Genomic DNA, 15044 nt, shown 5'->3' with positions numbered 1-15044 from the left:
GCTCTTCCGTCCGCCCCCAAGGAAAGGGCCAGCGCCATGCTCCCCCTCAACTCCCGCTTCTCCTCCTTCCCCGCCGCGCAGGGCCTGTACCGGTCCGAGAGCGAGGTGGACTCCTGCGGCGTCGCCATGATCGCGACCCTCCGCGGCGAGCCGCAGCACCTGATCGTCGAGCACGCCCTGACGGCGCTGCGCAACCTCGACCATCGCGGCGCGGTGGGCGCCGAGGAGAACACCGGCGACGGCACCGGCATCATGGTCCAGCTGCCCGACTCGTTCCTGCGCGAGGTCAGCGGCCTCGACCTGCCGCCGCTGGGCGCCTACGCCGCCGGCATCGCCTTCGTGCCCCGCACCCCCGAGGGCCGCGCCGAGGTGCGCGACGCGCTCCAGGCCATCGCCGCCGAGGAGGGCCTCGTCCTGCTCGGCACCCGCGACGTTCCCACCACCGACGGCCTCGTCGGCCCCTCCGCGGAGGCGGTCCGCCCTGACGTCGTGCAGGTCTTCCTCGCCGACGCGGCGGGGGAGCGCACCGGCCTGGACCTCGAGCGCGCCGCCTTCGCCGTGCGCCGCCGGGTCGAGCACAGCACCGAGGGGTACTTCCCGTCCCTCTCCACCCGGGTGATGGTCTACAAGGGCATGCTCACCCCGATGCAGCTGGACGAGTTCTACCCGGACCTGCGCGACCCCCGCTTCGCCTCGGCGATGGCGATCGTCCACTCCCGCTTCTCCACCAACACGTTCCCGGCCTGGCCGCTCGCGCACCCCTTCCGCACCATCGCGCACAACGGCGAGATCAACACCGTCATCGGCAACCGCAACCGCCTGCGCGCGGCCGAGGGCGCGATGGAGACCGACGTGTTCGGCGAGGACTTCTCCCGCCTGCTGCCGGTCTCCACCCCCGGCGGCTCCGACTCCGCGGGCCTGGACGAGGTGGCCGAGCTGCTGCACCTCTCCGGCCGCTCGCTGCCCCACGCGCTCATGATGCTCATCCCCGAGCCGTGGGAGAACGACGAGTCGATGGACCCCGACCTGCGGGCGTTCTACGAGTACCACGCCGCGCTCCAGGAGCCGTGGGACGGCCCCGCCGCGGTCGTGTTCTCCGACGGCACCCAGGTGGGTGCGCGCCTGGACCGCAACGGCCTGCGCCCGCTGCGCTACTGGGTGATGGAGGACGACCTGGTGGTGCTCGGCTCCGAGACCGGCCTGATCGACGTGCCCCGCTCCGAGGTGGTCCGCACCGGCCGCGTCGCCCCCGGCGAGATCTTCCTGGTGGACCTCGAGGCGGGCGAGATCGTGCCCAGCGACGAGCTGAAGCACCGCATCGCCACCGAGCACCCCTACGGCACCTGGGTCAAGGAGCAGAAGGTCGCGCTGTCGTCCCTGCCCGTGCGGGAGCACATCACCCACTCCCGCGCCTCGGTGCTGCGCCGCCAGCAGACCTTCGGCTACACCGAGGAGGAGCTGCGGGTGCTGATCGCGCCCATGGCCGCCAAGGGCGCCGAGCCGATCGGCGCAATGGGCACCGACACCCCCATCGCCGTGCTCTCGGACCGGCCGCGGCTCCTGTTCGACTACTTCACGCAGATGTTCGCGCAGGTCACGAACCCGCCGCTGGACTCCCTGCGCGAGGAGATCGTCACCTCCCTCGGCGTGACCATCGGCCGCTCCCGGAACCTGCTGGACGCCACCCCGCAGCATGCCCGCCAGCTGGCGCTGGACTTCCCGATCATCGACTCCGACCAGCTCGCCCAGCTGCTGGCCGTGGACGCGCACCCCGCCACCGCCGACTTCCACACCGTCCGCCTGCGCGGCCTGTACCCCGTCGGCGGCGGGACCGCCGCGCTCGAGGCGCGCCTGAAGGAGATCTGCGAGGAGGCCGTCGCCGCGATCGACGACGGCGCGACCTTCCTTGTCCTCTCCGACCGCGACACCAACCAGGTCCTCGCCCCGATCCCCTCGCTGCTGCTCACCAGCGCCGTCCAGCACCACCTGGTGCGCACGGGCCGGCGCACCGCGGCCGCGCTCGTGGTCGAGGCCGGGGACGTGCGCGAGGTCCACCACGCCGCGCTGCTGATCGGCTACGGCGCCAGCGCCGTGAACCCCTACCTCGCCATGGAGAGCGTCGAGGAGCTCGTCGAGCGCGGCGTGATCAGCGACCTCACCCCCGAGCAGGCCGTCGCCAACTTCAACTACGGGCTCGGCAAGGGCGTCCTGAAGATCATGTCCAAGATGGGCATCTCCACCGTCGCCTCCTACCGCGGCGCCCAGATCTTCGAGGCCGTGGGCCTGTCCCAGGAGCTCGTGGACACCTGGTTCCCCGGCACCGTCTCGCGCATCGGCGGCATCGACCTGGACGTCATCGCCCAGGAGACTGCCGCTCGCCACGCCCTCGCCCACCCGGTCGACGGCGTGCACCAGCCCCACCGCGGCCTGACCGTGGGCGGCGAGTACCAGTGGCGCCGCGAGGGCGAGCCGCACCTGTTCACCCCGGAGGCCGTGTTCCGCCTCCAGCACTCCACCCGCTCCCGCCGGTACGACGAGTTCCGCAAGTACACCGACGCGGTCGACGACCAGCACGAGCGGCTGATGACCATCCGCGGCCTGCTGCGCCTGCGCACCGACGAGAGCACCCCGATCTCGATCGAGGAGGTCGAGCCGGTCGAGTCGATCACCCGGCGCTTCATGACCGGGGCGATGAGCTACGGCTCCATCTCCCAGGAGGCGCACGAGACCCTCGCCATCGCCATGAACCGCCTGGGCGGCATGTCCAACAGCGGCGAGGGCGGGGAGGATCCCGAGCGCGTCCACGATCCCGAGCGCTCCAGCGCCATCAAGCAGATCGCCTCGGGCCGCTTCGGCGTCACCAGCGAGTACCTCTCCTTCGCCAAGGACATCCAGATCAAGATCGCCCAGGGCGCCAAGCCCGGCGAGGGCGGCCAGCTGCCGCCGGAGAAGGTGTACCCGTGGATCGCCCGCACCCGGCACTCCACCCCCGGCATCGGGCTGATCTCCCCGCCGCCGCACCACGACATCTACTCGATCGAGGACCTGGCCCAGCTGATCCACGACGCGAAGTCCGCGAACCCGTCGGCACGCATCCACGTCAAGCTGGTCTCCCGCTTCGGTGTCGGCACGGTCGCGACCGGCGTGTCCAAGGCGCACGCCGACGTGGTGCTCATCTCCGGCCACGACGGAGGCACCGGCGCGAGCCCGCTGAACTCGCTCAAGCACGCCGGCACCCCCTGGGAGCTGGGCCTGGCCGAGACGCAGCAGACCCTGCTGCTCAACGGCCTGCGCGACCGCATCACCGTCCAGGTCGACGGGCAGATGAAGACCGGTCGCGACGTGGTCATCGCGGCGCTGCTCGGCGCCGAGGAGTACGGCTTCGCCTCCGCGCCCCTGGTCGTCTCCGGCTGCGTGATGATGCGGGTGTGCCACCTGGACACCTGCCCCGTGGGCGTGGCCACCCAGAACCCGGAGCTGCGCGCCCGCTACGACGGGCACGCCGACCACGTGGTGACCTTCTTCCAGTTCGTCGCGGAGCAGGTCCGCGAGCACCTCGCCTCCCTCGGCCTGCGCACCCTGGACGAGGCCATCGGCCGCACCGACCTGCTGGGCCTGCGCGAGGACACCCGCTCCCGCACCGCGCTCGGCCAGGCGAAGCGGGAGGGCCTGGACCTCGAGGCGGTGCTCGCCGCCCCGACCATCCACGAGGGCGACTTCCCGCGCCGCCGCCGCGGCCAGGACCACGGCCTGGAGAAGGCCCCGGACCACCCCTGGATCGCCGCGGCCGCCGACGTCATCGACGGTGCCGCCCCGAGCATCCGCCTCGAGGGCAGCGTCCGCAACGTCGAGCGCAGCGCCGGCACCCTGCTCGGCCACGAGGTCACCCGCCGCACCGACGGTCGCGGCCTCGAGGAGGACGCGATCGTGCTCGACCTCGACGGCACCGGCGGCCAGTCCTTCGGCGCCTTCCTGCCCCGCGGCGTGAGCATGCACCTCACCGGCGATGCGAACGACTACGTCGGCAAGGGCCTGTCCGGCGGCATCATCGCCGTCGGCCACGGCACCGGCACGGAGCCGTCGCTGACCTCCGCCCCGATCGCCGGCAACACCTGCGCCTACGGCGCGACCTCCGGACGCCTGCTCCTCGCCGGCGCCGCGGGGGAGCGGTTCGGGGTGCGCAACTCCGGCGCGACGCTCGTCGTCGAGGGCATCGGCGACCACGGCGCCGAGTACATGACCGGCGGTGCCGTGTTCGTGCTCGGGCCCACGGGCCGCAACCTCGGCGCCGGCATGAGCGGCGGCACGCTGTTCGTGCTGGACCTGGACGAGTCCCGCCTGAACCCCAAGGACGCCGCCGGCTTCTCGATCACCCCGGTGCGCGAGGAGCACCGCGAGTTCGTGCTCGAGACGCTGCGCGACCACGCCGCCCGCACCGGCTCCGACCGCGCGGCCGCGCTGCTGGCCGACGAGGACGAGCTGATCGGCCGGCTCACCGAGGTCGCGCCCCGCGCGTTCCTCACCATCACCGCGATCCGTGAGGACGCGGTGGCCCAGGGGATCGACCCCGATGCGAACGATGTCTGGAACGAGATCATGGAGGCCACCCATGGCTGATCCCCGAGGATTCCTGCGCTACCGCGACCGCGAGCTGCCCGCCCGCCGTCCCGTGCCCGTGCGCCTGATGGACTGGCGCGAGGTCTACGAGGCCCGCGAGAAGGGCACCCTGTCCGTCGTCTCCCGCCAGGCCGGCCGCTGCATGAACTGCGGCATCCCCTTCTGCCACCAGGGCTGCCCGCTGGGCAACCTGATCCCGGAGTGGAACGACCTCGTCTACCGCGACGACTGGGAGGAGGCCGCCGAGCGACTCCACGCGACCAACAACTTCCCCGAGTTCACCGGCCGCGCCTGCCCCGCCCCCTGCGAGTCCAGCTGCGTGCTCGGCATCAACCAGCCGCCCGTGACCATCAAGAACGTCGAGGTGTCGATCATCGACCGCGCCTTCGACGAGGGCTGGGTCCGCCCGGTCGAGCCCACCCGCCAGACCGGCCGCTCCGTGGCCGTGGTCGGCTCCGGTCCCGCCGGGCTCGCCGCCGCCCAGCAGCTCACCCGCGCCGGTCACCGCGTCGTCGTGCTCGAGAAGGACGACCGCCTCGGCGGCCTGCTGCGCTACGGCATCCCCGAGTTCAAGCTCGAGAAGCGCCACGTGGACCGCCGCCTGCAGCAGATGCGCGCCGAGGGCACCCGCTTCCGGACGGGCGTGGACGTGGGCGGCGAGGGCGAGGACGCGCTCGGCGTCGAGGAGCTCTCCACCCGCTTCGACGCGGTGATCCTGGCCACCGGCGCCTCCGTGCCGCGCGAGCTGCCCGTGCCCGGCCGCGACGCCACCGGCATCCACCCGGCCATGGAGTACCTCACCCAGGCGAACCGCCTCGTGGAGGGTGACTGGCTGAGCGACCCGATCAGCGCCGAGGGCAAGGACGTCGTCATCATCGGCGGTGGCGACACCGGCGCCGACTGCCTCGGCACGGCGCTGCGCCAGGGCGCGAAGTCCGTCACCACCCTCGCCATCGGCACCCAGCCGCCCAGCGAGCGCGACGAGTCCCAGCCCTGGCCCGTGCACCCCGTGCTGTTCGAGGTCTCCACCGCCCACGAGGAGGGCGGCGACCGCTCCTACCTCGCCTCCACCACCGGCTTCGAGGTCGACGAGAACGGCGCCGTGACGGGTCTGAAGGTCGCCCGCACCCAGTACGTGGACGGCCGACGCATCCCCACCCCCGGTACCGACACCGTGCTCCCCGCCACCCTGGTGCTCATCGCGATGGGCTTCACCGGGGCCCGCGAGGAGGGTCTGCTGAAGGGCCTCGGCGTGGAGATGACCTCACGCGGCAACATCGTGCACGACGGCTCCTGGGCCACGAACGTGCCGAACGTGTTCACCGCGGGCGACTGCGCCCGAGGCCAGAGCCTCATCGTCTGGGCCATCGCGGAGGGACGTTCGGCCGCGGCGGCCGTGGACGAGCACCTGATGGGCTCGACCTCCCTTCCGCGTCCCGTGGCGCCGGGGGAGAAGCCCGTCACAGTGTGACAGGATGGGTCCAGCACACGCGACGCTGCGGCCCTTCTGCGGCGCCCGCGCGCCGCCCCCCGGAGGGTCGCGGCCCTTCATACGAACTACAGATGGGTTGACATGCGCAAAGCGAAGATCGTCTGCACCCTTGGTCCCGCGACCAATACCTACGAGCAGATCCGGACGCTGATCGAATCCGGGATGAACGTGGCGCGGATGAATCTCAGCCACGGCACCTACGACGACCACGAGGCGGTCTACGCGAACATCCGCAAGGCCTCCGAGGACCTCGGCAAGAACGTCGCGGTGCTCGTGGACCTCCAGGGCCCGAAAATCCGCCTCGGCAACTTCGAGGCCGGTTCGCACTTCCTCGAGGTCGGCGACACCTTCACCATCACCACCGACGACATCGTCGGCACCAAGGAGCGCGTCTCCACCACGTTCAAGGGCCTGCCGGGCGACTGCCGCCCCGGCGACGTGCTGCTGATCGACGACGGCAAGGTCTCCGTGCGCGTCACCGACGTCACCGCCACCGACGTCACCACCATCGTCGAGGTCGCCGGCCCGGTCTCCAACCACAAGGGCATCAACCTGCCGGGCGTCGCCGTGTCCGTCCCCGCCATGAGCGAGAAGGACATCGCGGACCTGCGCTGGGGCCTCGGGCTCGGCGCCGACCTCATCGCGCTGTCCTTCGTGCGCGACGCCCACGACATGGACGACGTCCTGCGCATCATGCAGGAGGAGGGGCGCCGCGTCCCCGTCATCGCCAAGATCGAGAAGCCGCAGGCCGTGCGCGCGCTGCGCTCCATCGTCGGCGCCTTCGACGGCATCATGGTCGCCCGTGGCGACCTCGGCGTGGAGCTGCCGCTGGAGCAGGTGCCGCTGGTGCAGAAGCGCGCCATCGAGCTCGCCCGCCGCAACGCGAAGCCCGTCATCGTCGCCACCCAGGTGCTCGAGTCGATGATCGAGAACCCGCGCCCCACCCGCGCCGAGGCCTCCGACTGCGCCAACGCCATCCTCGACGGCGCCGACGCGGTCATGCTCTCCGGCGAGACCAGCGTGGGCAAGTACCCCTTCGAGGCGGTGCGCACCATGGCCCGCATCGTCACCAACACCGAGGAGAACGGCGCGGACCGCATCCTGGCGCTCGGCACGATTCCGCACACCCGCGGCGGCGCGATCACCCGCGCGGCCTCCGAGATCGGCGACCAGCTCTCCGCCCAGTACCTGGTGACCTTCACCGAGTCCGGCGACACCGCCCGCCGCCTCTCCCGCCTGCGCCCGACCATCCCGCTGCTGGCCATGACCCCCTACCCCGAGGTCGCCCGCCAGCTGTCGCTGACCTGGGGCGTCGAGGCGCACCTCGTCCCGATGCAGCGCGACACCGACGAGATGGTCCAGGTCGTCGACGACCTCCTGCGCGAGCAGAAGGGCCTGCAGAAGAACGACCTGGTCGTCATCGCGGCCGGTTCGCCCCCCGGCGTCCACGGCTCGACCAACACCCTGCGCGTGCACCGCATCGGCGACCTCGACGGCACCGAGTCGGCCCGCATCGAGGCCGACCGCATCGCCGCCGGTCAGTGAGCGCCGGCGGTCAGTGAACGCCGTCTCGACGCACTGCTGAGCCGCCACCACCGCTGACCGCCGCGAGAGCGGCCCGCACCGCTGACCCTGCGGAAGCGGACCGACACAGCGCCACGGCGCCCGTGACCGAGAGGTCGCGGGCGCCGTTCGCGTATGATCGGAAGTCCCTGCTCACGGGTGGGGAGCCCGTCCCCGGGCCGTGCACCGGGGTGCCCCACGATACCGAGGAGGGTGCGGTGGCCCGCAGCCGGCGTCCGACCCTGGCCGACATCGCCCGTCGCACCGGCTTCTCCGTCCCCACCGTGTCGATGGCGCTGAACGACAAGCCCGGCTCCCGCATCGCCGATTCCACCGCGAAGCTGATCAAGGAGGCCGCGGCCGAGCTCGGCTACGTCGCCGACGCGACCGCGCGCAGCCTGCGCACCGGGCGCACCGCGACGATCGGCTTCATCTCCGACGAGGTCACGGTGACCCGCTTCGCCGCGGGCATGCTGCGCGGCCTGCTGGAGACCGCCGAGCAGCGCGACCACTCGGTGATGATCGCCGAGGTCGACCACCATCCCGAGCGGATCGCGCGCGCCCTCGGGATCCTCCGCTCCCACCGCGTGGACGGCCTCGTGCTCGGCATGATGACCGGCCGCGAGATCGCTCTGCCCGCCCCGGAGGGCGCCGAGGCGCGGATCGTGCTGAACGGCATCTCCGAGGGCTGGCCCGCCGTCGGCCCCGACGAGTTCCCCGCCGGGCAGGCGGCCGTGCGCCATCTGCTCGAGCGCGGCCATCGGCGCATCGCGCTCATCGGCCGCCATCCCGAGCGCGCCCTGCCCTCCGTCTCGACCAACATCCCCGTCCGTCTCGACGGGATCGACGACGCGACGGCCGAGGCGGGACTGCGCTTCACCGCCGAGCACCACGGCGACGTGTGGGAGCCCGAGCTCGGCTTCCGCGGCGCCCACGCCGTGCTCGACGCCGCCCCGGACACCACCGCGATCCTCGCCGTCAACGACCGCGTCGCCTTCGGTGTGCTCCAGGCCGCGGCCGAGCGCGGTCTGTGCGTGCCCGCGGACCTCTCGCTCATCTCCTTCGACGACGAGGAGCTCGCGACCATGGTGCGGCCGCAGCTGACCACGCTCCGCCTGCCCTACCGCGAGATGGGGGAGGTGGGTGCCGGCATGCTCCTGGACGCCGTCACCAGCGGCGCTGCGCTGCCCGCGGAGCGCACGCTGCTCCCGCTCGAGCTCATCGAGCGCGACACGGTCCAAACGATTTAGCAAAACCTCTAAGCAGGGGGCGAGCGGAGTGCTATGTACTACCTAATCGTTATAGCAACGATGGTCCGACCGGCTCCCTCCGCCGGCTCCGGCAGCGCATCACCCGGCAGTGCAGTGCCCCCAGGATTCCCCTGAGGGCGTCCCGCATCCCGACCCGCTTCAATGTCGAAAGGTCACCATGTCGACGTTCACCCGCTCCCTGCGGAACTCCTCGTACCAGTTCGGCTCCGTCACGATCCTGCTGTACTTCGCCTCCTGGGGGATCTGGTGGTCCTTCTTCCAGATCTGACTGACCAGCGAGGCCGGCGGCCTCCAGCTCACCGGCTCCCAGGTCGGCACCATCTATTCCGCCAACTCCGCGGCCACCCTCGTGTTGATGCTCCTGTACGGCACGATCCAGGACCGCCTGGACCTCAAGCGGAACGTCACCATCGTCATCTCCGCGCTGATGGCCCTCGTCGGCCCCTTCGCGATCTTCGTCTACAAGCCGCTGCTCGAGAACAACTTCGGACTCGGCGTCGCGCTGGGCTCCGTGTTCATCGCCGCGGCCTTCGTCGGCTCGACCGGCCTGTTCGAGGCCTTCGTGGAGCGCCTCAGCCGCCGCAACGGCTTCGAGTTCGGCCAGGCCCGCATGTGGGGCTCCTTCGGCTACGCGATCGTCGCGCTCATCGCCGGGTTCCTGTTCACCCGCGATCCCGACCTGAACTTCTGGGCCGGCTCCGTCCTGGGCCATGCGCTGCTGCTCGTCCAGCTCCTGTGGCGCCCGCGCGGCGCCGAGCAGCCGGTCGCCGGCCAGGTGCTCCCCAGCACCCCGGGCGTGCGCGAGATGGCGGGCCTGCTGAAGAGGCGCTCGCTGTGGGTCGTCATCGGCTTCGTGATCCTCTCGTGGACCTTCTACACCGTCTACGACCAGCAGATGTTCCCCGACTTCTACACCTCCCTGTTCGACGACCCGGCCGTGGGCCAGCAGACCTACGGTGCGCTGAACTCGGCGCAGGTGTTCCTCGAGGCGCTGATGATGGGCGCGGTCACGGTCGTGATGCGGCACGTGGGCGTGCGGAACACCCTCCTGCTCGGCGTGAGCGTGATGTTCGTGCGCATTCTCGGCACCGCGGTGCTGGACGGGCCCGTGCTCATCAGCATCGTGAAGATGCTCCACGCCTTCGAGGTGCCCCTGTTCGTGCTGGGCATCTTCCGCTACTTCACCCTGCACTTCAGCACCGGGCTGTCGGCGACGCTCTACCTGGTCGGCTTCAACATCTCCGCCCAGATCGGCAACGTCGTCCTCTCCCGCCCGCTCGGCGCGCTGCGCGACCAGCTCGGCTACCAGCCCACCTTCCTCGTCATCGCCGGGGTCGTCGCGCTCGCGGCGGTCTACGCGCTGGTGCTGCTGGAGAAGGACGACCGGCAGGTGCTCGGGGAGCCCTTCGTGCGGGGCCGCGCCCCGAAGCCCGAGGCTGCCGACGAGCCCGCCGCGGTCTGAGCGGGCCGGCTCCCACCCCGCCACCACACCGTTTCCGACCCTCCCGAGGAGATCATCGTGCCGACCACCGCTGAGTCCACTGCGGAGCCCACTGCTGAGTCCGCTGCAGCGCACGCTGCGGCGAGCCACGTGCACGCGGACGCCCTGGAGCGCGCCGCGGCGGCGAACACCGCCCTGCTCGCCACCCGCGACGACCGCTGGTACCCCACGTTCCACATCGCCGCACCGGCAGGCTGGATCAACGACCCCAACGGCCTGATCCACTTCCAGGGCCGCTACCACGTCTACTTCCAGCACCACCCCGCCGGCACCGACTGGGGGACGATGCACTGGGGCCACGTGTCCAGCGAGGACCTCGTCACCTGGCGGCGCGAGCCGCTCGCGCTCGCGCCGAGCCTCGAGGCGGATCGCGACGGGATCTTCTCCGGCTCCGCGGTCGAGGACGAGGACGGGACCCTGGCCGTGCTCTACACCGGGCACCGCTGGAACAACGGCACGGACGACTCGGGCGGCGTCACCCAGGTCCAGTGCCTGGCCACCTCCGAGGACGGGGTCCGCTTCACCAAGCACGGCACCGTCATCGAGGCACCCCAGGACGTGCTCGACTTCCGCGACCCCAAGGTGTGGCGGCAGGACGGCACCTGGTGGCTCGTCGCCGGTGCGCAGTCCACCGACCATCGCGGCCAGGTGCGGCTCTACCGCTCCGAGGACCTGCGCGAGTGGACCTTCGCGACGGTCCTGTTCGAGGACCCCGACCCGTCGGCGTACATGCTGGAATGCCCGGACCTCTTCCCGCTCGGTGACCGGTGGGTGCTCACCTACTGCCCGATGACGACCGCGCGTCCGGCCGGGTACGCCGGGCGCAATGGGCACAACGCCGGGTACGTCATCGGCGACTGGGCGCCTGGCGAGCAGTTCCGCACCGCGGCCGAGTACCGGCCCGCGGACTGGGGCCACACCTACTACGCGCCCCAGAGCTTCGAGGCCCCGGACGGTCGGCGCCTCCAGCTGGGATGGATGGGCGGATTCACCCTGCCGCTGGCCTCCCAGGCCGAGGACGGCTGGAGTGGCCAGCTCAGCGTGCCGCGCGAGCTGACGCTGGGGGAGGACCTGCGGCTGCGCGCCCTCCCCGTCGCCGAGCTCGCCACCCTGCGCGACAGCGCGGGGGAGCGGGTGCTCGAGGACGCCGACATCCCGTCGGACGTCACCGAGGTGCTCCTCGAGGACGTCGACGCCTGCGAGATCGAGCTCGAGGTCGACCTCGCCCGCACCACCTCCGAGCAGGTCGCCCTCGAGGTGCAGCGCACGGCGAGCGGATGCACCTGGGTCGCCTACGACGACCAGTCCGGGCGCGTGGTGCTGGACCGCCGCACGAGCGGCGGCGGGCCCGGCGATCGCGGATACCGCTCCGCACCCTTCGATGGCGGCGACACGCTGCGCCTGCGGGTGCTCGTGGACCGCGGCAGCGTCGAGGTGTTCCTCGGCGAGGGGGAGGAGACCCTCAGCTCCCTCGCCTTCCCGGCGGACGGTCCGCGCAGTCTCGCACTGACCTCGGTCGGCGGGGTGATCCATGTGACGCGCCTCGTCGCGCGCCGCCTGCACCCGATGTGGGAGACCCCGGACCGCTGAGCGGGGGTGCGTGCGCGGGCCTCGGTGCCCTCGCACGCCCCCACCTGGGGTACCGGATGCGGGACTCGAACCCGCACGCCCTCACGGACAGCGCATTTTGAGTGCGCCGCGTCTACCATTCCGCCAATCCGGCCTGCTCCTCGGCCTCGAGGGCTGGACTAGGATACCGCTGATGACCATCGGCCTCCGACGCACGGGCTCTTGCCCGTGACCCCGGGCTCCTGCCCGGGACGAGGCCCAGAACGAGACACAGGGCGACATGACTGACGACACCACCGACCTCCGCGACGACGCCCAGGACACCACCGCGGGCGACGGCGCGCCCCGCCGCACCGCCGTGGTGGCCGAGGACGAGAGCCTCATCCGCATGGACATCGTCGAGACTCTCACCGAGGCGGGCTTCGACGTGCTCGCCGCCGTCGGCGACGGCGAGAGCGCGATCGCCAAGACCCGCGAGCTGCGCCCCGACGTCGTCATCCTCGACGTCAAGATGCCGCAGACCGACGGCGTCACCGCCGCGGAGAAGATCGGCGAGGAGAACCTCGCCCCGGTCGTGATGCTCACCGCCTTCTCCCAGGCCGAGCTCGTCGAGCGCGCCCGCGACGCCGGCGCCATGGCGTACGTCGTCAAGCCCTTCACCCCGGCGGACCTGCTGCCCGCCGTCGAGATCGCGATCTCGCGGTACCAGCAGATCGTTCAGCTCGAGTCCGAGATCGCCGATCTCGGGGAGCGCTTCGAGACCCGCAAGCGCGTGGACCGCGCCAAGGGCCTGCTGCAGACCAACATGGGCCTGTCCGAGCCCGAGGCCTTCCGCTGGATCCAGAAGACCTCGATGGACCGCCGCCTGACCATGCGCGAGGTCGCCGACGCGGTCGTCGACCAGCTCGGCGGCCAGGGCAAGGACTGATCACGGACTGATCGACTGATCCAGGACTGATCTCGGCCCCGGCGCGCGGGGGCGCGTCGGGACGAGGGGACCGCACGGCAGCCGACGGGGCCGGGCGGGGAAGGGGGACGCGGCGACCATGGCGATCACGCGACGCAGCCTGGTGCGCGGGCTCGGCCTCGGGGTGCTCGGCGCCGGGGCGCTGAGCGCCTGCGAAGGCGGCCGCCGAGGGGGCAGTAGAGGCCAGACCACCCCGCCCCCGTCGGCCGGCGCGCTCGTGGAGCCCGAGCAGCCGCTCGTGATCGGCTCGATCGGGGCGTCCTACGGACGGATGGCGAAGTTCGAGGACGGGATCGCGATCGCGATCGACGTGGCCCGGATCGACGTCAACGCCCGCTGGGAGGGTCTGTTCGACCAGGAGATCGTGCTGGTGGAGCGGCACGTGATGGCGGCGCCCGACGAGGACCTCGCCCCGGTGATCCAGCAGATGGCGGAATCGGGGGTCACCTGCGTGATCACGTCCATCGACGAGGAGTCGCTGATCGCGGCGATCCCGTCGTTCGTGGAGCACCAGATGACCGTGATCGACCTGTTCAGCTCGGGAATGCAGGTGCGGGCCGAGGACGTGCAGACCTCGAACCTGCTGGTGCGCCTGGCGCCCAACGACGCGACGATCGCCGCGATGTACGCGGAGCTCGCGCTCGGAGCGAGCTCGGACCGCGGTGGGGCGCCCGGCACGATCGCCTACCTCTCCGAGGACACGCTCCAGGGGCGCAGCCTGCTCTCCGAGATCGAGCGGGTGCTGAACCCTGCGAGCGGTCGGGTCGTCTCCCAGCAGCTGTATGCCGTGGGGGACTTCGGCGACGTCGCCGCACGGGTCGGGGCCGTGCTCGAGACCCCTCCGGCACTGCTGGTCCTCAACGGCGGGGCCGAGGCGGCGCCCTTCCTCTCCGCCCTGCGCGAGGCGACGCTCGACGAGGGCGGACGCCCGAGCGTCGAGTTCCCGGTGCGCGTGGCACCGTGGGCGGTCATCGACTACGCCCAGGAGGAGGTGGCCGGGTCCCTGGCGGCCGAGTCGCTCTCCACGGCCACGGGCTTCGAGCCGGGCGGTGAGATCACCGTCGACCACGAGAACATGATGCTCAACCGCGACGCGTCCTTCCTGCAGCGCGGCTACGCCTACACCCAGCAGGGCTACGACGCGGTGGTCATCGCATGCCTCGCCGCGCAGCAGGCGCTGTCGGTGGAGGGGCCCGCCCTCGCCGCGGCCATCCCCAGGGTGCTCACCGGCTCCGAGGATTGCACCGACTACTCGGCATGCAGGCAGGTCCTCACCACCGCGGTGGACGCGGGGCAGACCGCGACGATCAGCTACTCCGGCCGGATGGGCGACCTCGAGCTCGGGCCGCGCTCGGATGCCCGCGTCGGGCAGATGCGCACCTACACCTGGTCCGAGGCGAACGCCCTCGAGGGCGGGAGCGCGGCGGGCTTCGAAGCACCCGCCTGAGCGCCCACCGAGAGTGCGTCCCCGCGCCTCAGCGTGGAGGCAGCAGCTGGGTGGAGACCGTGATGGTGCTCAACAGGCGCCCCGCCTCGTCGTGCACGTCCACGAGGTAGCTCGCCACCTGCCGACCCAGGTGCCGGGCCGTGCAGGTCGCCGTGACCGTGCCCTCCCGTGCGGAGCGGTGGTGCAGCGCGGAGACCGAGGTGCCGACCGCCGCCGCGCCCTCGCCGTGCACCGCCCGGGCCTGCAGCAGGGCGGCGATCGAGGCGATCGACTCGGCCAGCGCGATCGTCGCGCCGCCGTGCAGCAGACCGGCCGGCTGCGTGTTGCCCGCCACCGGCATGGTCATCGTCCCGCCGTGCGGAGCGATCGTCAGCAGCTCCATCCCGCAGCGCTCCACGAGGGTGCCCGCGAAGGCGGGCAGGAGCCGGGAGCGCAGCTCCTCGGTCAGCGGCGGCGCGGTCTCCTGGGCGAGGGCGGCGGGAGCCTGGGCTGCAGTGGCGGGCTCGGCGGGGCGGGGCGCATCGGTCATGGCACGAGACTGCCACAGCACTGCGGCTCTGCTACTGCACGGCGGCCCGGCGGCCCTGGGCGCGCACTGCACCGCAGGTCGTGGGAGA

The 15044-nt window shown here is 71.9% G+C and carries 9 protein-coding genes and 1 tRNA gene; 8 read left to right on the top strand and 2 right to left on the bottom strand.

Annotated features, from left to right (window positions below; genetic code table 11):
• The first annotated feature begins 36 nt into the window (after positions 1 to 36).
• From gltB to HNR70_RS06865, 6 genes are all read left to right on the top strand, one after another.
• On the top strand, positions 37 to 4617 hold the full coding sequence (gene gltB, locus HNR70_RS06890) for a glutamate synthase large subunit (protein WP_184324993.1): 4581 nt from the start codon (positions 37 to 39) through the stop codon (positions 4615 to 4617).
• Positions 4610 to 6088 carry a glutamate synthase subunit beta gene (locus tag HNR70_RS06885; RefSeq protein WP_184324992.1) on the top strand — a complete coding sequence of 493 codons (1479 nt, stop codon included), beginning with the start codon at positions 4610 to 4612 and terminating at the stop codon, positions 6086 to 6088. Before gltB ends, HNR70_RS06885 begins: the two co-directional genes overlap by 8 nt.
• 102 nt (positions 6089 to 6190) lie before the next feature.
• Positions 6191 to 7654 carry a pyruvate kinase gene (gene pyk / locus HNR70_RS06880; protein WP_184324991.1) on the top strand — a complete coding sequence of 488 codons (1464 nt, stop codon included), beginning with the start codon at positions 6191 to 6193 and terminating at the stop codon, positions 7652 to 7654.
• Positions 7655 to 7890: 236 nt separating this feature from the next.
• Positions 7891 to 8922: a LacI family DNA-binding transcriptional regulator gene (locus HNR70_RS06875; protein ID WP_184324990.1), complete on the top strand. Its 1032-nt coding sequence runs from the start codon at positions 7891 to 7893 to the stop codon at positions 8920 to 8922.
• 289 nt (positions 8923 to 9211) lie between these two features.
• Complete coding sequence (locus tag HNR70_RS06870; protein WP_221421349.1) at positions 9212 to 10405, top strand: oligosaccharide MFS transporter; 1194 nt, start codon at positions 9212 to 9214, stop codon at positions 10403 to 10405.
• A gap of 57 nt (positions 10406 to 10462) precedes the next feature.
• Positions 10463 to 12034, top strand: a complete 1572-nt coding sequence (locus HNR70_RS06865; RefSeq protein ID WP_221421105.1) for a glycoside hydrolase family 32 protein — start codon at positions 10463 to 10465, stop codon at positions 12032 to 12034.
• A 50-nt stretch (positions 12035 to 12084) separates the two neighbouring features.
• On the opposite strand, the gene HNR70_RS06860 is transcribed toward HNR70_RS06865, so the two are convergent.
• A tRNA-Leu gene (locus tag HNR70_RS06860) sits at positions 12085 to 12167 on the bottom strand.
• A 126-nt stretch (positions 12168 to 12293) separates the two neighbouring features.
• Between HNR70_RS06860 and HNR70_RS06855 the strand changes: the two genes are divergently transcribed.
• Positions 12294 to 12941 carry an ANTAR domain-containing response regulator gene (locus HNR70_RS06855; protein WP_184324989.1) on the top strand — a complete coding sequence of 216 codons (648 nt, stop codon included), beginning with the start codon at positions 12294 to 12296 and terminating at the stop codon, positions 12939 to 12941.
• 118 nt (positions 12942 to 13059) lie between these two features.
• On the top strand, positions 13060 to 14427 hold the full coding sequence (locus tag HNR70_RS06850; RefSeq protein ID WP_184324988.1) for an ABC transporter substrate-binding protein: 1368 nt from the start codon (positions 13060 to 13062) through the stop codon (positions 14425 to 14427).
• 28 nt (positions 14428 to 14455) lie between these two features.
• Here HNR70_RS06850 and HNR70_RS06845 read toward each other — a convergent pair whose 3' ends face one another.
• Positions 14456 to 14956, bottom strand: coding sequence for a hotdog fold thioesterase (locus HNR70_RS06845; RefSeq protein ID WP_184324987.1), 501 nt, complete (start codon positions 14954 to 14956; stop codon positions 14456 to 14458).
• Between the last annotated feature and the right edge of the window lie 88 nt (positions 14957 to 15044).

This window comes from Brachybacterium aquaticum, assembly GCF_014204755.1.
GTDB lineage: Bacteria > Actinomycetota > Actinomycetes > Actinomycetales > Dermabacteraceae > Brachybacterium > Brachybacterium aquaticum.
Note: the sequence above shows the minus strand (reverse complement) of the source record. Positions and strands in the feature narration are given on the sequence as shown.

Excerpts from the sequence above, each read along its gene's own strand:
- gltB (WP_184324993.1), top strand. The coding sequence starts at position 37 with ATGCTCCCCCTCAACTCCCGCTTCTCCTCCTTCCCCGCCGCGCAGGGC.
- HNR70_RS06885 (WP_184324992.1), top strand. The coding sequence starts at position 4,610 with ATGGCTGATCCCCGAGGATTCCTGCGCTACCGCGACCGCGAGCTGCCC.
- pyk (WP_184324991.1), top strand. The coding sequence starts at position 6,191 with ATGCGCAAAGCGAAGATCGTCTGCACCCTTGGTCCCGCGACCAATACC.
- HNR70_RS06855 (WP_184324989.1), top strand. The coding sequence starts at position 12,294 with ATGACTGACGACACCACCGACCTCCGCGACGACGCCCAGGACACCACC.
- HNR70_RS06850 (WP_184324988.1), top strand. The coding sequence starts at position 13,060 with ATGGCGATCACGCGACGCAGCCTGGTGCGCGGGCTCGGCCTCGGGGTG.
- HNR70_RS06845 (WP_184324987.1), bottom strand. The coding sequence starts at position 14,956 with ATGACCGATGCGCCCCGCCCCGCCGAGCCCGCCACTGCAGCCCAGGCT.